Source organism: Streptomyces sp. NPDC029956, from assembly GCF_055574655.1.
Genome location: NZ_JBVHZJ010000087.1, coordinates 1 through 21,743 on the forward strand (window position 1 = coordinate 1; position 21,743 = coordinate 21,743).

16 protein-coding genes are annotated in these 21,743 nt (G+C 73.8%); 10 read left to right on the forward strand and 6 right to left on the reverse strand.

Annotated features, from left to right (window positions below; translation table 11 throughout):
• Positions 1-138: 138 nt before the first annotated feature.
• The gene (locus ACZ4XX_RS38025) at positions 139-1,878 is read right to left on the reverse strand and encodes a M23 family metallopeptidase (RefSeq protein ID WP_468512381.1); all 1,740 of its coding nucleotides are present in this window, start codon (positions 1,876-1,878) and stop codon (positions 139-141) included.
• Between the two features lie 223 nt (positions 1,879-2,101).
• A complete protein-coding gene (locus tag ACZ4XX_RS38030) occupies positions 2,102-2,890 on the reverse strand; it encodes an esterase/lipase family protein (protein ID WP_468512382.1) in 789 nt (262 codons plus the stop codon).
• Between the two features lie 303 nt (positions 2,891-3,193).
• Here ACZ4XX_RS38030 and ACZ4XX_RS38035 point away from each other — a divergent pair, with 303 nt between their 5' ends.
• Positions 3,194-3,601 (forward strand): cobalamin B12-binding domain-containing protein, encoded by a 408-nt coding sequence (locus ACZ4XX_RS38035; protein ID WP_468512383.1) that lies wholly within the window; start codon positions 3,194-3,196, stop codon positions 3,599-3,601.
• A gap of 267 nt (positions 3,602-3,868) precedes the next feature.
• Here the strand turns inward: ACZ4XX_RS38035 and ACZ4XX_RS38040 are convergent, their stop codons facing one another.
• Both ACZ4XX_RS38040 and ACZ4XX_RS38045 read right to left on the reverse strand, forming a co-directional pair.
• Positions 3,869-5,761, reverse strand: coding sequence for a DUF5691 domain-containing protein (locus tag ACZ4XX_RS38040; protein ID WP_468512384.1), 1,893 nt, complete (start codon positions 5,759-5,761; stop codon positions 3,869-3,871).
• Positions 5,758-7,104, reverse strand: a complete 1,347-nt coding sequence (locus ACZ4XX_RS38045; protein WP_468512385.1) for an SWIM zinc finger family protein — start codon at positions 7,102-7,104, stop codon at positions 5,758-5,760. Before ACZ4XX_RS38045 ends, ACZ4XX_RS38040 begins: the two co-directional genes overlap by 4 nt.
• Positions 7,105-7,254: 150 nt before the next feature.
• Here ACZ4XX_RS38045 and ACZ4XX_RS38050 point away from each other — a divergent pair, with 150 nt between their 5' ends.
• The 6 genes from ACZ4XX_RS38050 (at position 7,255) to sucD (ending at position 15,164) form a co-directional block, all read left to right on the forward strand.
• Complete coding sequence (locus tag ACZ4XX_RS38050) at positions 7,255-7,668, forward strand: hypothetical protein (RefSeq protein ID WP_468512386.1); 414 nt, start codon at positions 7,255-7,257, stop codon at positions 7,666-7,668.
• A gap of 157 nt (positions 7,669-7,825) precedes the next feature.
• Positions 7,826-8,983 carry an ATP-binding protein gene (locus tag ACZ4XX_RS38055; protein ID WP_468512387.1) on the forward strand — a complete coding sequence of 386 codons (1,158 nt, stop codon included), beginning with the start codon at positions 7,826-7,828 and terminating at the stop codon, positions 8,981-8,983.
• Positions 8,980-11,382 carry a DUF5682 family protein gene (locus ACZ4XX_RS38060; protein WP_468512388.1) on the forward strand — a complete coding sequence of 801 codons (2,403 nt, stop codon included), beginning with the start codon at positions 8,980-8,982 and terminating at the stop codon, positions 11,380-11,382. The genes ACZ4XX_RS38055 and ACZ4XX_RS38060 overlap by 4 nt, the downstream gene beginning before the upstream one ends.
• Positions 11,379-12,590 carry a VWA domain-containing protein gene (locus ACZ4XX_RS38065; protein ID WP_468512389.1) on the forward strand — a complete coding sequence of 404 codons (1,212 nt, stop codon included), beginning with the start codon at positions 11,379-11,381 and terminating at the stop codon, positions 12,588-12,590. The genes ACZ4XX_RS38060 and ACZ4XX_RS38065 overlap by 4 nt, the downstream gene beginning before the upstream one ends.
• 491 nt (positions 12,591-13,081) lie before the next feature.
• Positions 13,082-14,260 carry an ADP-forming succinate--CoA ligase subunit beta gene (sucC, locus tag ACZ4XX_RS38070; protein WP_435974466.1) on the forward strand — a complete coding sequence of 393 codons (1,179 nt, stop codon included), beginning with the start codon at positions 13,082-13,084 and terminating at the stop codon, positions 14,258-14,260.
• Positions 14,261-14,279: 19 nt separating this feature from the next.
• A complete protein-coding gene (gene sucD, locus ACZ4XX_RS38075; RefSeq protein ID WP_015035673.1) occupies positions 14,280-15,164 on the forward strand; it encodes a succinate--CoA ligase subunit alpha in 885 nt (294 codons plus the stop codon).
• A gap of 112 nt (positions 15,165-15,276) precedes the next feature.
• On the opposite strand, the gene ACZ4XX_RS38080 is transcribed toward sucD, so the two are convergent.
• Positions 15,277-16,680 carry a sigma factor-like helix-turn-helix DNA-binding protein gene (locus tag ACZ4XX_RS38080; RefSeq protein ID WP_468512390.1) on the reverse strand — a complete coding sequence of 468 codons (1,404 nt, stop codon included), beginning with the start codon at positions 16,678-16,680 and terminating at the stop codon, positions 15,277-15,279.
• Positions 16,681-16,799: 119 nt separating this feature from the next.
• On the opposite strand from ACZ4XX_RS38080, the gene ACZ4XX_RS38085 reads away from it, so the two are divergent.
• Positions 16,800-18,353: a cell division protein PerM gene (locus ACZ4XX_RS38085; RefSeq protein ID WP_468512391.1), complete on the forward strand. Its 1,554-nt coding sequence runs from the start codon at positions 16,800-16,802 to the stop codon at positions 18,351-18,353.
• 18 nt (positions 18,354-18,371) lie between these two features.
• Here the strand turns inward: ACZ4XX_RS38085 and ACZ4XX_RS38090 are convergent, their stop codons facing one another.
• The gene (locus ACZ4XX_RS38090; protein WP_468512392.1) at positions 18,372-19,145 is read right to left on the reverse strand and encodes a hypothetical protein; all 774 of its coding nucleotides are present in this window, start codon (positions 19,143-19,145) and stop codon (positions 18,372-18,374) included.
• A gap of 275 nt (positions 19,146-19,420) precedes the next feature.
• Here ACZ4XX_RS38090 and purN point away from each other — a divergent pair, with 275 nt between their 5' ends.
• Both purN and purH read left to right on the forward strand, forming a co-directional pair.
• Positions 19,421-20,050 carry a phosphoribosylglycinamide formyltransferase gene (gene purN / locus ACZ4XX_RS38095; RefSeq protein WP_468512393.1) on the forward strand — a complete coding sequence of 210 codons (630 nt, stop codon included), beginning with the start codon at positions 19,421-19,423 and terminating at the stop codon, positions 20,048-20,050.
• Positions 20,025-21,590, forward strand: coding sequence for a bifunctional phosphoribosylaminoimidazolecarboxamide formyltransferase/IMP cyclohydrolase (gene purH, locus ACZ4XX_RS38100; protein ID WP_468512394.1), 1,566 nt, complete (start codon positions 20,025-20,027; stop codon positions 21,588-21,590). Before purN ends, purH begins: the two co-directional genes overlap by 26 nt.
• Positions 21,591-21,743 lie beyond the last annotated feature (153 nt).

A 21,743-nucleotide genomic window follows, 5' to 3' on the forward strand; every position in this document is an offset into this window, starting at 1 on the left:
TTTGGGAAAGGAAAGGGGAAGGTGTTGGTGGTGGGGGGCCATGCGGGGGAAGAGGCGGGAGGGGGGGGAAGGGCGGAAGAGGGCGGCCCCGGTTGGGTTCGCCCGGCCCCCGCTCTCGTACGTGAAGGGTGGGTGCGATCAGCTGGTCGGGTCGAGACCGTGGCTGCGCAGCCACGCCAGCGGGTCGATCGCGTACCCGCCGCCGGGCCGGACCTCGAAGTGCAGGTGCGGGCCGGTGGAGTTGCCGGTGTCGCCGGAGTACGCGATGACGTCGCCGGCCTTCACGTGGCCGTAGCGGATCTTGGCGCTGCTGAGGTGGCAGTACCAGGTCTCGGTGCCGTCGGGCGCGGTCACGATGACCATGTTGCCGTACGCGCTGTTGATCTGGGTGCGGACGGTGCCGTCCGTCGCGGCCATCACGGGCGTGCCGGGCTGCACGGGGAAGTCGATGCCGGTGTGCACGGACATCCAGTTGACGCCGGACTGGCCGAAGCGCGCGCTGAGCCGGTGGAGTTCGACCGGCAGCATGTACTTGGGACGCAGCGCCTCCTTGCGGGCCGCCTCCTCCTCGCGCTTCTTCTTGTCGGCAGCCTGGCGTGCCTTGAGGTCGATGCGCTCCTGGGTGCGGCTGGCGCGGTCGCCGAAGTCGCGGGCGTCGGCGCTGAGGGCGGCGAGCTGCGTGTCGAGGGCGTTGTTGGCGGCGACCTGCTTCACGGACGCCGGGTCGGCGGCGGCGAGCGCGGTCGTGTCCTCCTTCTTCGCACCGTCGGTGCCGGCTCCGGTGAGCCCGCCGACGGAGGCGGCGGCGATGCCGGCGACTCCCATGACGCAGGCGGAGGGGACGGCGACGGTCAGCAGCGCGGAGCGCTTGGCGGGGGTACGGCGCCGGCCGCGGCTGCCGTTGGAGGAGCGGCGCACGGGGCGGCCGGCGAGGGGGGAGTCCGTGCGGACCTCGGCGGCGGGCTGGTCGTCGACGTCGGAGGGGTCGGCGTCGTGGGCCTCGTGCGCCTGGTGGGCCTCGTGACGGTCGCCGCCGTCGCCCTCGTGGTCGTCGATGTCGACCCGGTCGTGGGCGGGCTCGATGTCGTCGAGGTCCGTGCGGGCCTCGGCGGTCTCCGCCTCGGCCTCGGCGACGTACTCGAACTCCGCGGTGTGCTCGGGACCCGGCGTGTACTGCTGGGGGACGACCGGCTCGGCCTCCGCGGCGGCCTGGTTCCACGCGGTCGCGTCGTAGGCGCCGGTGTCGGTCGCGAAGGCGGGGGCGGCCCACTGGCCGGTCGCGTCGTAGGACTCGTAGCCGTACGCCCCCTGGGCGGCGTAGGCGCCGGCGTGGAGGGTCTCGTACTGGCCGGTGTGCTGGGCCTCGGTCCAGGCGGAGGCGTCCCACTGGCCGGTGGCGTCGTACGCGGGGGTGGTGCCGTGCTGCGCGGCCGTCGTGTCGTACTGCGCGGCCGTCGTGTCGTACTGGCCGGTGGCCTCGTACTGCCCGGTCGTCGTCTCGTACTGACCGGTCGAGGTTCCGTACGTGCCGGTGGTGTCGTAGGCGCCGGTGGTGTTCCACTGCCCGGTGGCGTCCCACTGACCGGTCGTGTCGTACTGGCCGGTGGCCTCGTACTGCCCGGTGGCGGTGGCGTACTGCCCCGTCATGTCGTACTGACCGGTCGCCGCGTACTGCGTGGCGTCGTACTGCCCGGTCGTCGTTCCGTACTGCTCCGCCGTCCCGTACGTGCCGGTGACGTCGTATCCGCCGAGGTTCCACTGTCCGCTCTGGTCCGACCCGCCGTCGCCGTAGGCGCCGAAGAGAGGGTCGGTGGCGAAACTGCCGGTGGAGTGGGCGCCGTCTCCGGCGTACCCGGCGTGGGGGTGCTGGTCGTTCACCAACGTCTCTCTCGCCTCGGCAGCAGGACCAGTCCGGGGCGGACCCGACGAGGGGTGTCCCGGGGGTAAGCAGTGGCGCGACTGTACCCGGCGGTATGCGCAACCGACAATCTTCGGCGTTGGGGGAGGCCGCAGGAAACGGGCAATCGGCCGTGTTTCACCAGCTCACGGAGAGAGCTTTGGCCTTGTGTTCGAGGAACGTTCGAAGAACGGGGTCGGAGTGTCACGCCACGGACGTGGCGCCCGGCTCCTCCTCACGTACGCCCAGGGCCTCCGGACCGCCCAAGTCGAGCGCCTCCCGGACTCCGGCGGCCACCGTGGGGTGCACCGTCAGCGCCAGATGACCGATCCCGCTGACCCGCACGTTGTGCACGAGCAGGTCGGGGTGGTCGAGCCGCGCCGTCTCCACCGGCGCCATGATCTGGTCCAGATCGCTCCAGAAGCTCACGAACCGGGTCCGGCAGCCGGGCGACGGCCCGGCGAGCTCCCGCAGTACCTCCGAGCCGGGCCGCATCTGCCGCACCAGAGGATGCGCGTCGGCGAGCGGCGCCACGCTCGTGCCGGAGTGCGGGGTGCCCAGCATGACCAGGGTGCGCACCCGGCTGTCACCGCCCAGCCGCTGTACGTAGTGACGCGCGATGAGCCCGCCCAGGCTGTGTCCGACGATGTCGACCTCGGCGTGTCCCGTCCGGGCGCAGATCTCGTCCACCCGGCGGCCGAGCTGCTCGGCGGCCGCCCGCAGGTCACAGGTGAGCGGGGAGTAGTTGAGCGACTCGACGCAGTCACGGCCGTTCCGGGTGAGGGAGCGGCGCAGGACGACGAAGACCGAGCGGTTGTCGACGAAGCCGTGCAGCAGGAGGACCGGGCGCCGGCCGGGGGTGACCGACGGGGGAGGGGCGGGTGCGAGGCGCTCGGCCACGATCCCGGACGGGTAGAGGACGAGGTGCCCGGTGAGGATCGCCAGCTCGAGGGCGGTGGCCTTCATGAGGGCGGTGACCTTGGTGAACTCCATGGACGACCTCCCGAACGGCACGCGGGGCCGAACGGTACGCCGGTACGCCGCGCCCCCGCGCCGCACGGACGGCGGCACGGAGGCGCGGCGACCTCGTCGCGGCTCCCTTCGCGACCGTGCCCCGCTTGCGGCTGGTGGGCCCAGGAGGAGGGCCCGAAAGCGGGGTACGACGCAGAGCGAACATGTCCCACGTGTGATTTCCCCCTCGCCCGCCGTCGCGAAACAGGCCGGTGCGGGATGCTGGGGATAACGTTCGTTCACCGCCCCGGCAAAGACGCGCGGGGGTCACATGTGGAGGCAGTGATGGGTGTGACCGGTCCGATCCGCGTGGTGGTTGCCAAGCCGGGTCTCGACGGCCACGATCGCGGGGCCAAGGTGATCGCGCGGGCACTCCGTGACGCCGGTATGGAGGTCATCTACACCGGTCTCCACCAGACGCCGGAGCAGATCGTCGACACGGCGATCCAGGAGGACGCCGACGCGATCGGCCTCTCGATCCTCTCGGGTGCCCACAACACACTGTTCGCGAAGGTCCTGGAGCTCCTCAAGGACCGCGACGCCGAGGACATCAAGGTCTTCGGCGGCGGCATCATCCCCGAGGGGGACATCGCGCCGCTGAAGGAGAAGGGCGTGGCGGAGATCTTCACGCCGGGCGCGACGACCGCGTCCATCGTCGACTGGGTGAACGCGAACGTCCGCGTAGTCGCGTAGTCGCGTAGTCGCGTAGTCGCGTGGTCGCGAGGTCGCGTGTCCACGTAGGTCCGGGTGACTCGTGCGCTACGTGCCGCTCCGTCTGCTCCGTCTGCTCCGTCTGCTCGGTTCTGGCGATACACCGCCTCAGGCTTCGAAGGGCCCTCCCGTACGGGAGGGCCCTTCGGAGTGCCGGGGCGTGCCGGGGCGGGCCGGGGCCGGAGGTCGGTTCCGGGCGGGCCCCGGCCGGAGGTCGGTACGGAGGTCGCGGAGGTCGCGGAGGTCGGTCTACCGGGCCGGTTCCGTGAGTTCGGTTCTCATCGCCTCGCGCAGCCGCAGCGTGGAGACCAGACGCCGGAACGCCTCGGACCAATAGCCGCCCGCACCGGGGGAGATGTCCTCCGCCTCCTCGGGCCGGGCCGTCAGGGACTCCAGCTGCTGCGCCGCCTCCGGGTCGAGGCAACGTTCCGCGAGCCCCATCACCCCGCTGAAGCTCCACGGGTAACTGCCCGCCTCCCGCGCGATGTCGAGGGCGTCGATCACCGCCCCGCCGAGCGGCTCCGCCCACGGCACCTCGCACACACCGAGCAGCTGGAACGCCTCCGACAGTCCGTGGGCCGCGATGAACGCCCCGACCCAGCCCGCCCGTTCCTCCGGCGGCAGCGTCGACAGGAGCTGGGCCCGCTCGGCCAGCGACGACGTGCCGGGGCCGGTCGCCGGCGGGGTCGCCGGGGAGCCGAGCAGCGCCCGCGACCAGGCCGCGTCCCGCTGTCGTACGGCCGCCCGGCACCAGGCCGCGTGCAGCTCGGCCTGCCAGTCGTCGGCGACCGGCAGCGCCACGATCTCCTCCGGGCCGCGCCCCCCGAACCTCGGCGACCAGCAGGACAGCGGCGCGGCCTCGACGAGCTGGCCCAGCCACCAGGACCGTTCGCCCCGCCCGGCGGGCGGTGTCGCCGCGAGGCCGTCCCGCTGCATGGCCGTGTCGCACTCGTGCGGGGCCTCCACGGTGATCGTGGGCGACTCCGCCGTCCGGTCGAGACCGACGCAGGTGACCGCGCGGCCCGCCATCCGGCCCGCGAGCGCCGAGGCGGGCAGCGCGGAGAGCAGTTCGGCGGCGGTCGCGCGGACATTGCGGCTGCGGTCGCCGAGGGCCTCCTCCAGGAACTCCTCGTCCGCGCCGGACAGTCCTGTCCGCAGCGAGTCGAGGAACATCAGCCGGTCCTCCGCACGCTCGGCGGACCAGGTGGACGCGAGGAGGGCGAGACCGGCCGCCGGGTCCCGCGTCCGTACGGCGCCGAGCAGGGCGACCCGTTCGGCGAACAGGCCCTCGTCCCACAGGGCGCGCACACCCTCCTGGTCTCCGGGGTCCGGGAGGGAGCTGCCCGCGCCGGCGCCGCGCAGGGCGAAGCGCCACTCGGGGTTGAGCCGGGCCAGCCACAGGCCGCGCGGCCCGGCCAGCTGAAGGGCCTGGGGTCGCAGATCGGTGCGGGCCCGGGCCGCGTCGAGGAGGGCGGGCAGGGTGGCGGCCGGTGCCCTGTACCCCCGCCCGTTGGCGAGGGCGAGCCACTGCGGGAGGAGTTCGGCCAGGTCGGGCGCGGCTCCGCGCCGCCCGGCGGGCGAGGGTGCGGCCCGGCCGGCGAGCAGCTGGTCGAGCCGCCGCCGGGCGGCCCCGGGCAGCGGGCGGCGGTGGTCCTCGGGTGCCGGCTCCGGCGGGGGCGCGGCGGGCCCGGGCCGCAGTCCCGCCCTGCGCCGTACGGTGTGCAGCGCGGCGGCGTCGAGGAGGGCGCCCGGCAGGTCACCGCCCGGCAGGCCGGCGAGCCGGGCGGGCACCCGGCGGTCCGTACCGAGCAGGGCCGAGGTGACGAGCTCCTCCCAGACACCGTCCGCTCCGCCCGGGTCCTTCCGGTCTCCGCCGTACCGGGCGTCGCCGTCGCGGGTGTCGCCGTCCCGGGCTCCGTCGTCCCTGGCCCCGTCGTCGCGGGTGTCGCCGTCCCGGGCTCCGTCGTCCCTGGCCCCGTCGTCGCGGGTGCCGTCGCCGAGGGCGTTGTCGTTCCCGGCCCCGGCGTCCAGGTCGTCGTCGCGGGTGCCGTCCTCCGTGAGAGGAGCGTCGGCCGTCGGGATCGTCGGGTCCGTCTCCATCGGGGTCCTCCGGTCGGACGGTGTTCCGTGGGCGGTGGTCATGTGAGAGGGACCGTTTCTCCCGGGGTCTCCGGGGACCAGGCGGCGAGCGGGGTGAACCCCCGGTGCCCGCACTCCCCGAAGACCGTCACCGGGGCCCCGCCGGACAGCGCGACCAGGCGCCAGAGCCCGGAACGGGACTGGGCGGCGGGGGTCAGCGGCAGTGCCTCGCGACCGTCCGCGTCGGCGAGCTGCCAGCCGTACTCCGCGCGCGCGGGGACGACCCCGCTCAGCGTCACGGGCCAGGAGTCCAGCCACGGGTCCTCGCGCAGCGCGCGGCCGTACGCGTCGAGGGCCGCGGCCACCGGTCCGCCCGGCGGCGGGACGGTGGCGCCCTCGACCGGGACGAACTCCTCGCCGGGCTCCGCGCGCAGTTGGCCGGAGCCCGCGTGCGGGGTCAGCTCGCCGTCGAGCAGCGCGCCCACGGGCAGTGCCAGTCGGGGCGCTCTGCCCGCCGCGCCGAAGGACAGCAGGAGCGCCGTGCGCCCGCTCGCCGTGCCGTGCAGCCAGATCCGCCGGGTGGTCAGCCGGGCGTCGGCCGCGTCGTACTGCGCGAGCACCAGCCAGTGGTCGCGCACCGGGACGCCGTCGACCGGGGCGGGGAGACCGACCCGGGTCCGTACGGTCGTCGCGAACGGCGCGGGCAGCCGGTCGGTGCCGAGCCAGGCCCGGTCGAGGAGGTGGGTCAGCGCGCACTCCTCCAGGAGCCGCACCGGCCAGCCGGGTCCCGAGCCCGGTATCGCCCCCAACTCCCGCACCCGGCCGGCGAGTCCCGGTGCCTGCGCGTCGACCATCCGGGCCGCCGTCTCCTCCCACAGCCCGTACCCCCGCTGCTCGGCCGCCGCCAGGCCGCCGCGCAGCAGGTCGGCGAGCCGCTGCTCCAACTCCTCGGCGCCCGCGGTGATCCGGGCGGCCCTGCGCTCGGCCCTGCGCCGCGCCGCCTCGGGGTCCGCCGGGCCCCCGGCGCCGCCGCCCTCGGTCCCCCGGGCCGCGCTCCCGGCCCGGGCGCGGCGCGCCGCGAGCCACCGCCCGGCCCAGTCGGGCGCGGCGGTCTCCTCGCTCTCCGTCCCGTCCGAGGCCTGGAGCAGCAGCAGTCCGAGCGCGTGCTTGCACGGGAACTTGCGGCTGGGGCACTCGCACAGGTACGCGGGCCCCGTCGTGTCGACCACCGTCCGGTACGGCACGCGGCCGCTGCCCTTGCACTGCCCCCAGACCGCCCCCTCGCCACTGCCCCTGCCCGACCACGGTCCGGCCGTGCCGAGCCTGCTCCCCGCTCTGCGTGACGCGTCGTCAGGAGCCAGTGCCAGCACCTGCTCAGCCGTCCAGCGCACCCCCATGGCATTCATGTCGTCGACGGTAGAGGCCGCCACTGACAGTGCCCGTGGCCCGGGAGCCGGGGCTCGGGGTGGGTGTGGGGGGAGGGGGGCTTTACTCTTCCTTTACCATTCTCCTGGCGGGATCAACCGACTCGCACGAACCGTCCAGGGGGAACCCGCATGAAGCGCACCGCCCGCACCGCCGTCTCGGCCCTCGCCGTCGCCGGCCTCGCCCTCGGCCTCGGAGCCTGCTCCGAGGCCGCCGAGAAGGCCGTCGACCAGGTCGACAAGTCGGTGACCGAGACCTACGAGGTCACGTACGAGGTCACCGGGAAGGGCATCGAGTCCATCGACTACCACGCGGGCGACGGCACCGCGATGGCGCCGAAGGTCGAGTCGGAGAAGAAGCCGACCACGCCGTGGAAGAAGACCGTGAAGCTGAAGGGCATCATGCCGCCGGCCGTCATGCCGGTGTCGCTCACCCCGGCCGACCTCACCTGCAAGGTCATCTACCAGGGCAAGGTCATCAAGGAGGCCAAGGCCGAGCAGGCCATGGCCGGCGGCTGCGTCGCCGTCTCCCCGGTCGTGGGCTGACCCTCGGGGACACCTTCCCGGCCGGCCGTCGACGGCTGACCCTCCCTCACCTCTCCCTCACCCTCCCAACAGCCCCTGACCAGCGGTGACATCCGATTGTCAGTGGCATGGTGCACGGTGGATCCCACAGCAGATCGAACGATCTGGAGGGGGATCCATGCCCGTGCCCGAAACCATCGCGCAGCCCCGTTCCGGTGTCGACACGGACACCGGACCGGGGCGGCCGCAGACCGTGACCGAGGTCCTGCGGCCGCACGCCGAGCACGCCTTCGCCGACGAACTCGCCGCGCTCGCCGCCGCCGACGACCGGCCCAGGCCCGCCCGCTGGCGCCTCTCGCCGTGGGCCGTCGCCACCTATCTCCTCGGCGGCACCCTCCCCGACGGGACGGTGATCACGCCCAAGTACGTGGGCCCGCGCCGCATCGTCGAGGTCGCCGTCACCACCCTCGCCACCGACCGGGCGCTGCTCCTGCTCGGCGTGCCCGGCACCGCCAAGACCTGGGTCTCCGAGCACCTCGCCGCCGCCGTCAGCGGCGACTCGACCCTCCTCGTCCAGGGCACCGCCGGCACCCCCGAGGAGGCCGTCCGGTACGGCTGGAACTACGCCCGGCTGCTCGCCCACGGCCCCAGCAGGGACGCCCTCGTGCCGAGCCCCGTGATGCGGGCGATGGCACAGGGCATGACCGCGCGCGTGGAGGAACTCACCCGTATCCCCGCCGACGTGCAGGACACGCTCATCACGATCCTGTCCGAGAAGAGCCTCCCCCTCCCCGAGCTGGGCCAGGAGGTGCAGGCCGTCCCCGGCTTCAACCTGATCGCCACGGCCAACGACCGGGACCGGGGCGTCAACGAACTCTCCAGCGCGCTGCGCCGCCGCTTCAACACGGTGGTCCTGCCGCTGCCCGCGACCCCCGAGGCGGAGGTCGACATCGTCGCCCGCCGCGTCGACCAGCTCGGACGCTCCCTCGCCCTGCCGTCCGTCCCGGCCGGCGTCGACGAGATCCGCCGGGTCGTCACCGTCTTCCGCGAACTGCGGGACGGCGTCACCACCGACGGCCGGACGCGCATCAAGTCCCCCTCGGGGACGCTCTCCACGGCCGAGGCGATCTCCGTCGTCACCGGCGGCCTCGCGCTCGCAGCCCACTTCGGCGACGGGGTCCTGCGCCCCGCGGACATCGCGGCGGGCATCCTCGGCGCGGTCGTCCGCGACCCGGCGGCCGACCGGGTCGTCTGGCAGGAGTACCTGGAGACGGTGGTCAGAGAGAGGGACGGCTGGAAGGACTTCTATCGCGCCTGCCGCGAGGTGAGCGGATGACGTCCCCGTCCCCCTCCACGGCCGGGGCCGCCTCCACCTCCGCTTTCCCCTCTGCTTCCGCGTCCGGCTCCACCTCTCCCTCTACCTCTCCCTCTACCTCCGCTTCCGGTTCCGCCTCCCGCTCCGCGTCCGGCCGCGGCCTTCACGACGGGCCGCTCGTGCTCGGAGTGCGGCACCACGGGCCCGGGTCCGCGCGGGGAGTGCGCGCCGCGCTGGACGCGGCCGGACCCGCCGTCGTCCTCGTCGAAGGCCCCGCCGAGGCCGACGCGCTCGTGGAACTCGCAGGGGATCCCGACATGCGACCGCCGGTCGCGCTGCTCGCCCATGCCGTGGACGACCCCGGGCGGGCCTCGTTCTGGCCGATGGCCGCGTTCTCACCCGAGTGGGTCGCGATCCGCTGGGCCCTCGACCACGGCGCGGCCGTCCGGTTCATCGACCTGCCCGCCGCACACGGCCTGGCCGCATCCGACCCCACCTGGGACGACGGGGAGGAAGAGGTCTCCGGGAGCGACCTGCGGATCGACCCGGTCGCCGAACTCGCCCGGGTCGCCGGGTACGAGGACGCCGAGCGCTGGTGGGAGGACGTCGTCGAACTGCGCGGCGGCGACGACCCCACCGCCCCCTTCGAGGCCCTCGCCGAGGCGATGGGCGCGCTCCGCGAGGCGTACGGACACGGCGGACATCCCCGCGACCTCGTCCGCGAGGCCCATATGCGGATCCGGCTGCGCGCCGCCCGCAAGGAGTTCGGAGACTCCGTCGCCGTCGTCTGCGGCGCGTGGCACGTCCCCGCCCTCACCCGGAAGACCACCGTCGCCGCCGACCGGGCCCTGCTCAAGGGGCTGCCCAAGGTGAAGACCGAGATGACCTGGGTCCCCTGGACCCACCGCAGGCTCGCCCGCCGCTCGGGGTACGGCGCGGGGATCGAGGCGCCCGGCTGGTACGCGCATCTGTTCGCCGCCCCCGACCGGCCCGTCGAGCGGTGGATGACCAAGGTCGCCGGGCTCCTCAGGGCCGAGGACCACCTCGTCTCCTCCGCCCATGTCATCGAGGCCGTCCGGCTCGCCGAGACCCTCGCCGCCCTGCGCGGCCGTCCGCTCCCCGGCCTCGACGAGACGACCGACGCCGTCCGCGCCGTGCTCTGCGAGGGCTCCGACGTGCCGCTCGATCTCGTCCGGGACCGCCTCGTCGTCGGCGACGTCCTCGGCGAGGTCCCGGCCGGCGCCCCCGCCGTCCCCCTCCAGCGCGATCTGGCCCGCCGTCAGCGCACCCTGCGCCTCAAGCCCGAGGCCGCCGAGCGCGACCTCGATCTCGACCTCCGCAAGGACATGGACGGGGAGCGCAGCCGGCTGCTGCACCGGCTGCGCCTCCTCGGCGTCGGCTGGGGCGAACCGGCCGCCGGCCGCTCCGGCACCGGCACCTTCCGGGAGGCCTGGCGGTTGCGCTGGGAGCCCGAGCTGCACGTCCAGGTCGCCGAGGCCGGCGTCTGGGGCACCACCGTCGAGGCCGCCGCCACCGCCCGGGCCAGGTCCCGGGCCCTGGGGGCCACGGCCCTCGCCGACATCACCGCCCTCGCCGAGCAGTGCCTGCTCGCCGGGCTCACCGACGCGCTCCCCGTCGTCATGCGGGCGCTCGCCGACCGGGCCGCGCTCGACACCGACGTCGCCCGTCTCGCCCAGGCCCTCCCCGCCCTCGCCCGCTCCCTGCGCTACGGCGACGTCCGGGGTACCGAGACGGCGGCCCTCGCAGAGGTCGCCGCCGGCCTCGCCGAACGGATCTGCGTCGGCCTGCCGCCCGCCTGCGCGGGACTCGACACCGACGCGGCCGCCGCCATGCGCGAACGGATCGACGAGGTGCACCAGGCCCTCGGACTGCTCCCCGGCGCGGACGGGCTCACCGACCGCTGGGCCGGCGTCCTGCGCCGGCTCGCCGACCGCGACCGGATCCCGGGCGTCCTCAGAGGCCGCGCCGCCCGGCTCCTCCTGGACGAGGGCCGGATCGCCGAGGACGAGGCCGCCCTCCTGATGAGCCGCGCCCTCTCGCCCGGCACCCCGCCGTCCGACGCCGCCGCCTGGATCGACGGCTTCGTCGGCGGGGCCTCGGGCGGCGGACTCCTCCTGGTCCACGACGAGCGGCTCCTCGGACTGGTCGACGACTGGCTGACGGGCGTTCCTGCGGAGGCGTTCACCGATGTCCTGCCGCTGCTGCGGCGCACCTTCTCCGGATACGAGCCGGGTGTACGCCGCACCCTCGGCGAGCTGGTCGCCCGCGGCCCGCAGGCCGGCGGCCCCGGGCACACCGCCCCCGGGGTACCCGGCTTCGCGCCCACCCCCGACCGGGACCGGGCGGACGCCGTTCTTCCCCTCCTCCACCTCGTCCTCGGCACGGAGGCCCTCGTATGAACACCGGCACGACCTCCGGACCGACCACCGCCACGACCACCGACGGGAACACCGGGGCGAGGGCGGACGACGAGCGGCTGCGCCGCTGGAGGCTCGTCCTCGGAGGCGGGGAAGCCGACGGCACCGGCCGCGCGCTCACGGGCACCGACGTCGCCATGGACGGAGCCCTCACCGCGCTCTACGGCCGCGGGAACCAGGGCGGCGAACGCACCGGACGGGACCGCTCGGCCGGACTCGGGGCCTCCGCGCCCTCCGTCGCCCGCTGGCTCGGTGACATCCGCAGGTACTTCCCCAGCTCCGTCGTCCAGGTCATGCAGCGCGACGCGATCGACCGCCTCGGTCTCGCCACCCTGCTCCTGGAGCCGGAGATGCTGGAGGCCGTAGAGGCGGACGTCCACCTCGTCGGCACCCTGCTCTCCCTCCACAAGGCCATGCCCGAGACGACCAGGGAGACCGCGCGGGCCGTCGTGCGCAAGGTCGTCGACGACCTGGAGAAGCGCCTCGCCACCCGCGCCCGCGCGACCCTCACCGGCGCCCTCGACCGCTCCGCCCGGATCAGCCGCCCCCGCCACCGGGACATCGACTGGGACCGGACGATCCGCGCCAACCTCAAGAACTATCTGCCCGAGCACCGCACGGTCGTCCCCGAGCGGCTGATCGGACACGGGCGGGCCTCGCAGGCGATACGGAAGGAGGTGGTGCTCTGCATCGACCAGTCCGGCTCCATGGCCGCCTCCGTCGTCTACGCCTCCGTCTTCGGCGCCGTACTCGCCTCCATGCGGTCGATCGCCACCCGGCTCGTCGTCTTCGACACCGCCGTCGTGGACCTGACCGACCGGATCGACGACCCCGTCGACGTCCTCTTCGGCACCCAGCTCGGCGGCGGCACCGACATCAACCGTGCCCTCGCGCACTGCCAATCGAAGATCACCCGCCCCGCCGACACCGTCGTCGTCCTCATCAGCGACCTGTACGAGGGAGGCATCCGCGACGAGATGCTGAAGCGGGTCGCGGCGATGAAGGCCTCCGGCGTCCAGTTCGTCGCCCTGCTCGCCCTCTCCGACGAGGGCGCCCCGGCGTACGACCGTGACCACGCGGCGGCGCTCGCCGCGCTCGGCGTCCCGGCCTTCGCCTGCACCCCCGACCTGTTCCCGGAGATCATGGCCGCCGCCCTGGAGAAGCGCCCCCTGCCGATACCCGCGGCCTGACCGGCCCGAAGCGCCCGGCCCGGCGCGACCCGTCCGCCGTTCCCCACCCCGGCCCGGCCGCTTCCCACCCCGCCGCTCCCGTCCGGGCCGGCGCCGCGGGTACGGAATTCGTCGTTGCGGGACCACCCGCACGGGTGTCCCGGACCCCATTGAGTCCCATATCACACACCCCTCGAAACGGCCCTCACCCGTACTCCCGGCGCGTCGTGAGGGGTCGGGAGGCCAAGCCCCGCCTGCCACCCATGCCGTACGCCACCGCTCCGCACCCCCAGACGCAGACCCCGTGGCCCCTACAACCTGTGACCCGTATCACCGCTCTGTCGGGATCTGCGATTTAGGGACCCGCGCCCCTCGGCGATAACCTGCGAGACGGACATGCCGCGTCCACGGTCACCGTGTGCGCCTCCCTTGTGACAGCGCAGTCACGTTGCCCTTCGCGGCACGCCCACGCAGACAACGAACCGCGATCATCAGAAAAGGGACGGACGCGCGTGGACCTGTTCGAGTACCAGGCGAGGGATCTCTTCGCCAAGCACGGAGTACCGGTGCTGGCCGGTGAAGTCATCGACACGCCTGAGGCCGCGCGCGCCGCGACCGAGCGCCTCGGCGGCAAGTCCGTCGTCAAGGCCCAGGTGAAGGTCGGTGGCCGCGGCAAGGCCGGCGGCGTCAAGCTGGCCGGCGACGCGGACGAGGCCGTCGCCCGCGCGACGGACATCCTCGGGATGGACATCAAGGGCCACACGGTCCACAAGGTGATGATCGCCGAGCTGTCCCCGGAGATCGAGGCGGAGTACTACGTCTCGTACCTCCTCGACCGCACCAACCGCACCTTCCTGGCCATGGCCTCGGTGCAGGGCGGCATGGACATCGAGGAGGTCGCGGAGAAGACCCCCGAGGCCCTCGCGAAGGTCCCGGTCAACGCCGTCGACGGCGTGGGCATCGAGAAGGCCCGCGAGATCGTGGCCCTGGCGAAGTTCCCGGCCGACGTGGCCGAGGGTGTCGCCGAGGCCCTGGTGACCCTGTGGAAGACCTTCGTCGCCGAGGACGCGCTCCTCGTCGAGGTCAACCCGCTGGTGAAGACCAAGGACGGCCGCATCCTGGCCCTGGACGGAAAGGTGTCTCTCGACGAGAACGCCGACTTCCGTCAGCCCGACCACGAGGCGCTCGAGGACAAGGCCGCAGCCAACCCGCTCGAGGCTGCCGCCAAGGCCAAGAACCTCAACTACGTCAAGCTCGAGGGCGAGGTCGGCATCATCGGTAACGGTGCCGGTCTGGTCATGTCGACCCTGGACGTCGTCGCGTACGCCGGTGAGAACCACGGCGGCGTGAAGCCGGCCAACTTCCTCGACATCGGTGGCGGCGCCTCCGCCGAGGTCATGGCGAACGGCCTGGAGATCATCCTGGGCGACCCGGACGTCAAGTCCGTGTTCGTCAACGTCTTCGGTGGCATCACCGCCTGTGACGAGGTCGCCAACGGCATCGTCCAGGCCCTGGAGCTCCTCGCCTCCAAGGGCGAAGAGGTCACCAAGCCGCTGGTCGTGCGCCTCGACGGCAACAACGCGGAGCTGGGTCGCAAGATCCTGTCGGACGCGAACCACCCGCTCGTGCAGCGCGTGGACACCATGGACGGCGCGGCCGACAAGGCCGCCGAGCTCGCGGCTGCGAAGTAAGGGACGAGGTCAGAACACCATGGCTATCTTCCTGACCAAGGACAGCAAGGTCATCGTCCAGGGCATGACCGGTGCCACGGGCATGAAGCACACCAAGCTCATGCTGGGTGACGGCACCAACATCGTCGGTGGCGTGAACCCGCGCAAGGCCGGCACGACCGTCGACTTCGACGGCACCGAGGTCCCGGTCTTCGGCTCCGTCGCCGAGGCGATGAAGGAGACCGGCGCCAACGTCTCGGTCCTCTTCGTCCCGCCGGCGTTCGCGAAGGCCGCCGTGGTCGAGGCGATCGACGCCGAGATCCCGCTGGCCGTCGTCATCACCGAGGGCATCGCCGTCCACGACTCCGCCGCCTTCTGGGCGTACGCGCAGGCGAAGGGCAACAAGACCCGCATCATCGGCCCGAACTGCCCCGGTCTCATCACCCCGGGCCAGTCCAACGCCGGCATCATCCCGGGCGACATCACGAAGCCGGGCCGCATCGGCCTGGTCTCGAAGTCCGGCACGCTGACGTACCAGATGATGTACGAGCTCCGTGACATCGGCTTCTCGTCCGCCGTCGGCATCGGTGGCGACCCGGTCATCGGCACCACGCACATCGACGCCCTCGCGGCGTTCGAGGCGGACCCCGACACCGACCTGATCGTCATGATCGGTGAGATCGGCGGCGACGCCGAGGAGCGTGCGGCCGACTTCATCAAGGCCAACGTCACCAAGCCGGTCGTCGGCTACGTCGCGGGCTTCACCGCGCCCGAGGGCAAGACCATGGGCCACGCCGGCGCCATCGTCTCCGGCTCCTCCGGCACCGCGCAGGCGAAGAAGGAGGCCCTCGAGGCCGCCGGCGTCAAGGTCGGCAAGACGCCGACCGAGACGGCCAAGCTGGCGCGCGCGATCCTCGCGGGCTGAAGCAGTCGGTAGCCGCGGGATTCCGCGGCAGTCGTACGAGAGGGCCCCGCCCCCGCCCGGTCACCCGGGCGAGGGCGGGGCCCTCTCGTACGCGGCGGCCGCCCCGTGGCGGTCAGTCGGCGGCCGGGATCAGCCGCTCCGGGCCCGGGTTCGGTTCGGAGCGCAGCCTGTCGCGGAGCTCCAGGTCCTCCGGGCGGAGCTTCTGCGGGCCGCCGCGGACCGGGACGCCGTTGACGGTCTCGCCGGGGGCGTTCACCGGGATGTAGCGGGTCGGTGCGGTCGCCGCCGTGAAGCCCGTGACACCGATGAGGACCGCCGTCACCCCCAGCACCGCGCGCGTCCACGTCCGCGCCCGGCGCTCGCTGCCGGTCCGGACCGTGCGGGCCGCCGGGAGGTTCGTCGCCGGTGCCTCCGTGGCCAGTGCGCCGAGCCGTTCGTGCAGGGCGTCGGGATCGGCGAGTTCGGGGACCCGCTTCGCGAGGACCGTACGGGCGTGCAGCAGCCGGTGGGCCGCGGCGGGGGTGCTCGCCTCGGTCTCGGCGGCCGTCTCCGGCAGGTCGAGCCCGAGCCCGTCGTAGAGCAGGACGGTACGGCGGTACGGCGCCGGAAGTTCGAGGAGCGCGGTGAGCAGCGCCCGTCGGCCCGCCTCGCCGGGCGGGGCGTCGGGGTGCTTGTGGGCACGGCGCAGCCGGTGCCAGGGGGAGAGGGCGTACTCGTAGGCCGTCGCCCGCACCCAGCCCACCGGGTCCGCGTCGACGGCCACCTCGGGCCAGTGCTCCCAGGCGCGGTGGAAGGCGTGCTCGACGGCCTCGCCGGAGAGCCGCCGCCGACCGGTCAGCAGGTACGTCTGATGGACGAGGCCGGGCGCCGCCTGCGCGTACAGCGCGTCGAACGCCTCCTCGGGAGTGTGTCCCGGTACGGCGGGGGGCCCGGCGGGCCGCTCCTCCGCGATCCTGCGGACCTCGGCCGCGACCGGTTTCAGCCGCTCCTGCGGCTGCGGGGTGCCTTTGCGGGACGGGCCCGCGGCGATGGCCGGGGACGGGGAGGGGGCCTTCGGTGGCTTGGCGGCCCGCTTGATCGCGGCCTTGGGGCGGACGTTCGCCGCGGGGGCGGGCGCCGGTGCCTGTGTTTTCGCCGGTGCCTGCGCCCGTACGGGTGACGGTGGGGCGTACCACGGCTTCGCGGACTGCTCCGAAGCGTGCGAAGGGGCCGACGGCGTCGACGGGACCGAGGGCGTCCACGGGGTCGACGGGGCCGACGGGGACGCGGTCGACGCCTCCTCGGAGATCGGCGCGTCGTCCGGCCCGCAGGTGCCGAGCAGCTTCGCGTACGCCTCGCGCTTGCGGCCCCGTGGTGCCGAACGCCCGGTCTCCCATGCCTTGACCGTGGCCTTCGTGACGCCCATGGCCTCGGCGACCTGCTCCTCGCTCAGGGCGAGGGCCTCACGCAACCTGCGCCGCTCCTTCGGGGTCGGCAGGGTGGCGGAGGATGCGGAATCCGCAGTGCTCCGGCTCATCGGCGTCTACCTCCCGCAGAGCTGCTGTGGGCGGAAAAGTACATAAACGTATCTTGAGCGACACAACGGAGGTTTGCCTGTTACGCGGCAAAAGCGCGTGTCGTTGGCAGCATGGCTCCGTGACCCATGTGACCGAGCACCCCCTGGTCCAGGGCGGCCGTTCCGCCGCGCTCGCCACCGCCTGCGTCCGGGGCGGGGTCGCCGCCGGACTGGGGCTCGGCGCCCTCGCGGTCCTCGTGATCGCCGGCTGGATCGGCTCCCCGTACCCCGACAGCGGCCCCCACGGCGCCCTGCACCTGGCCGCCGGGCTCTGGCTGCTCGCGCACGGCGTGGACCTCGTCCGTACGGACACCCTGTCCGGACTGCCCGCGCCCCTCGGCATCGTGCCGATGCTCCTGGCCGCCCTGCCCGTCTGGCTCGTCCACCGTGCCGCCCGCGACACCGTCGACACGGGCGGTGACGGCGACCGGAGGCCTCCCTCCGCGGTCGGCGCGGTCGGCGCCGTGGCCGGCGGATACCTCCTGGTCGCCGCCGTGGTCGTGGTCTACGGCCAGAGCGGCCCGCTGTCCGCCGAGCTGCTCGGCGCCGGGCTCTGGCTGCCCGCCGTCGTGGTGACCGCGGCCGCGGCGGGCGTGTGGACGGCGTCCGGGCGGCCCCTTCCCGAACAGCGCCAGACGGCCGCCGCCCTGCGGGCGGCCGGGACCGGGCTCGTCACACTGCTCGGCGGCGGCGCGGCCGTCGCGGCGTTCTCGCTGGCCTGGCACGCGGGTGAGGCGCAGACCGCGTACGCCGGCCTCACGGGGGAGTGGTCGGGACGGGTGGCGGTGCTGCTTCTGGTCCTCGCGCTGCTGCCGAACATGGCCGTCTGGGGAGCCGCGTACGGGCTCGGGCCGGGCTTCACCCTCGGCACCGGTGCGTTCGCGACCCCGCTGGGTCTCGTCGGCGACCCGGCGGTTCCGCCCTTCCCGCTGCTCGCCGCGCTGCCCGACGACGGGCGCGGCGGCTGGATCCATTGGGCGGCCGCGGCGGTCCCGCTCGTCGCCGTGCTGCTCCAGGGCGGCCGGGTGGGCCGTTCGGCGCGGACCTGGACGGCCCGGGACACGGCGCTGACGGCGCTGGGCACGGCCTGGGGCTGCGGTGCGGTGGTCGCCGCGCTCTCGGCCGCCGCGGGCGGCCCGCTCGGCACGGCCCGGCTGTCGGCGTTCGGCCCGGTGTGGTGGCAGACGGGTGCGGCGACGGTCCTGTGGGGTGCCTGCGTCGGAGTGCCGGTGGCTCTGGGAGTACGGGCCTGGGGCCGGCGTGTCCCGCGCCCGAAGCGCCTGCCGGGGCCGGGACCGGCGGAGGCTTCGGTGGCGGCGGCGCGGACGGTGGCGGCCGTACCCGCGGGGCCCGAGGCCTGCCCCGTACCCGCCGCCGGTCCCGTACCTCCGCCGGTCACGTCCGCCGCGGACGGGCCGGAAGACGAGAAGGCGCCGTGGGAGACGCCCCTGGCGGGCCCCGCCGGGAAGAAGGCCGGGGCGAAGGCGCCCGTCGCCGCCCTCGGACTCGACGACGATCCGCCGTACGACGCCTACGACCCGTACGGCGACTCCGTCTTCGAGCCCTACGACTACCTCCCGGCGGCCTGGGAACCCGGCGCGCCCCCGCCGCCTCCGGCCCCGTCCGCCGACTAGGTCCCGTCCGCCGTGCGACTACTCCCGGACGCCGAAGCCCGCGCGCAGCGGCTTCGGCAGGAGGTCGTTGCAGGCCAGCTGGCCTGCGTGGGTGAGGGCGTCGTCACGGCACTCGTAGAAGTCGCTGTAGACGAGCTGCATGGTGAAGCCCACGGCGACGATCATCAGAGCCACGCTCGCCGCGACCAGACCGCTGATCGCGGCCGTCCGCATCGAGCGGAGCGGGGCCGCCGTCGCGCCCTGTCCCGAAGGCCGGCCCGCGGGCTGCCCCGCGGCCTGTCCCGAGGGCTGAGACGCGGGCCCGGCCGCCGGCTGTGATGTCGGCGACAGCGGGTCGGCCGGCTTCGGCTTGGCGCGCAGCGAGCTGATCGCCCAGTAGGCGCCCAGGGCGCCGAGGAGCAGCGCCAGTTCCGGGATCTCGAAGATGGCGAAGAAGAAGGCCCACATGCCGGCGAGGATCGCGTACCGCGCGCGGCGCTGCGCCGGGTCCGTCGGGTCCCAGCGGAGCCCCCGTCCCCCGCCGCCGCCCTGGCCGGGCCCACCCTGGCCGGGGCCGCCCTCCGGCCCTCCCTGGCCGCCGCCCTGCCGCTCGGGCCCACGGCCGAAGCCGTCGTTCGAGCGGCCCGGCTGGCGCGGGCTCCAGCGGCCGTCGGACGGCCCCGACGACCCGGAGTCCCCGGACGATTCGTCGTCCGAGCCCTCCGGTCGCCGCGGCTGCCACGGCTGATCCGGCCGACCCTCGGGCGGCGGCGCGAACGGGTTGTTGTCGTCCGTGGACTGGCGTTCCGGCATCTGCTGAACGTCTTCCCTCTGTCGTCGCGACCACGGCCGCACCCGTGGTCTCCGCTGCTGTCTCGTGTGCTGCCGTTCGTGCTCTCGACCGGTGCCGGTCGGGTGCGCGTCCGGCGTCGGACCTTGACGCTACCGCCCTGCTCCGCCCCCGTCCCGTGGGGGCCGTCCGGTGTGCCGGTATCGTTGCTGACGGTCGAGCCATTCGTAGGGTTCCCCGTATCGAGCGGCACGATTCGTTCGTACGATCGCACAAATACCACGGAAAGAGTGACCCAGTGGCTGCCGCCCGCCTCGTCGTCCTGGTCTCCGGTTCCGGTACCAATCTGCAGGCCCTCCTCGACGGCATCGCCGCGGACCCCGAGGGCTACGGCGCGGAGATCGTCGCCGTCGGCGCCGACCGCGACGGCATCGCAGGTCTGGAGCGCGCCGAGCGCGCCGGACTGCCGACCTTCGTCTGCCGGGTCAAGGACCACTCCACCCGCGAGGACTGGGACCGCGCCCTCACCGAGGCCACCGCCGCGCACGAGCCGGATCTCGTCGTCTCGGCCGGCTTCATGAAGATCGTCGGCAAGGAGTTCCTCGCCCGCTTCGGCGGCCGGGTCGTCAACACCCACCCGGCTCTGCTGCCCAGTTTTCCCGGTGCCCACGGGGTGCGTGACGCCCTCGCCTACGGCGCGAAGGTCACCGGGTGCACCGTCCACTTCGTCGACGACGGTGTCGACACCGGCCCGATCATCGCCCAGGGCGTGGTCGAGGTGCGGGACGAGGACGATGAAGCCGCTCTGCACGAGCGCATCAAGGAAGTCGAGCGCTCACTGCTCGTCGACGTCGTGGGGCGCCTCGCCCGGCACGGCTACCGCATTGAGGGACGAAAGGTTCATGTCGGTGAACACGGACACCGTTAAGCCCATCCGCCGCGCGCTGGTCAGCGTCTACGACAAGACGGGGCTCGAGGAGCTGGCCCGCGGTCTGCACGAGGCCGGTGTCGAGCTCGTCTCCACCGGCTCCACGGCAGGGAAGATCGCCGCCGCCGGTGTGCCGGTCACCAAGGTCGAGGAGCTGACCGGCTTCCCCGAGTGCCTGGACGGCCGCGTCAAGACCCTCCACCCGCGCGTGCACGCCGGCATCCTCGCCGACCTGCGCCTGGAGTCGCACCGCGAGCAGCTCGCCGAGCTCGGCGTGGAGCCCTTCGACCTGGTCGTCGTGAACCTCTACCCGTTCAAGGAGACCGTCGCCTCCGGCGCCACTCCCGACGAGTGCGTCGAGCAGATCGACATCGGCGGCCCGTCGATGGTGCGCGCCGCGGCCAAGAACCACCCGTCCGTGGCCGTCGTCACCGACCCCGGCGCCTACGCCGCGGTCCTCCAGGCGGTCAAGGAGGGCGGCTTCACGCTGGGGCTGCGCAAGCGGTTCGCCGCCCGGGCCTTCCAGCACACCGCCGCGTACGACGTGGCCGTCGCCTCCTGGTTCGCCGACGACTACGCGGCAGCCGACGACTCGGGCTTCCCCGACTTCCTGGGCGCCACCTACGAGCGGAACAACGTCCTGCGCTACGGCGAGAACCCCCACCAGGGCGCCGCGCTGTACGTCGACGGCACGGGCGGCCTCGCCGAGGCCGAGCAGCTGCACGGCAAGGAGATGTCGTACAACAACTACACGGACACCGACGCCGCGCGCCGGGCCGCGTACGACCACACCGAGCCCTGCGTCGCGATCATCAAGCACGCCAACCCGTGCGGCATCGCGGTCGGCGCCGACGTCGCCGAGGCCCACCGCAAGGCCCACGCCTGCGACCCGCTGTCCGCCTTCGGCGGCGTCATCGCCGTCAACCGCCCCGTCTCGGTCGCCATGGCCGAGCAGGTCGCGGAGATCTTCACCGAGGTCATCGTCGCCCCGGCGTACGAGGACGGTGCCGTCGAGGTCCTCGCCAAGAAGAAGAACATCCGCGTCCTCAAGGCCGCGGGCGCCCCGGGCAACCCGGTCGAGGTCAAGCCGATCGACGGCGGCGCGCTGCTCCAGGTCACCGACCGCCTCCAGGCCGACGGCGACGACCCGGCGAACTGGACCCTGGCGACCGGTGAGGCCCTGTCGGCCGACGAGCTCGCCGAGCTGTCCTTCGCCTGGAAGGCCTGCCGCGCGGTCAAGTCCAACGCGATCCTGCTCTCCAAGGACGGCGCCTCGGTCGGCGTCGGCATGGGACAGGTCAACCGTGTCGACTCCGCGAAGCTCGCGGTCGAGCGGGCGGGCGAGGAGCGGGCGCGCGGCTCCTACGCCGCTTCGGACGCCTTCTTCCCCTTCCCCGACGGCCTGGAGATCCTCACCGCGGCCGGCGTGAAGGCGGTCGTGCAGCCGGGCGGATCGATGCGGGACGAGCTGGTGGTCGAGGCCGCGAAGAAGGCGGGCGTGACGATGTACCTCACGGGGACGCGCCACTTCTTCCACTGATCGGTGCGCTCCGGGCCGGGTGAGCCGGTCCGTACGAGAGGCGTGGGGGGGGGGGGGGGGGGGCCCCGGGGAGCACACCCCCCCTCTCCCCTGAACCACCTGGTTCTCTTCCTCCCCCTCCCTCTGCTTCGCCCTCCCTAAGTCTCTCCTTTT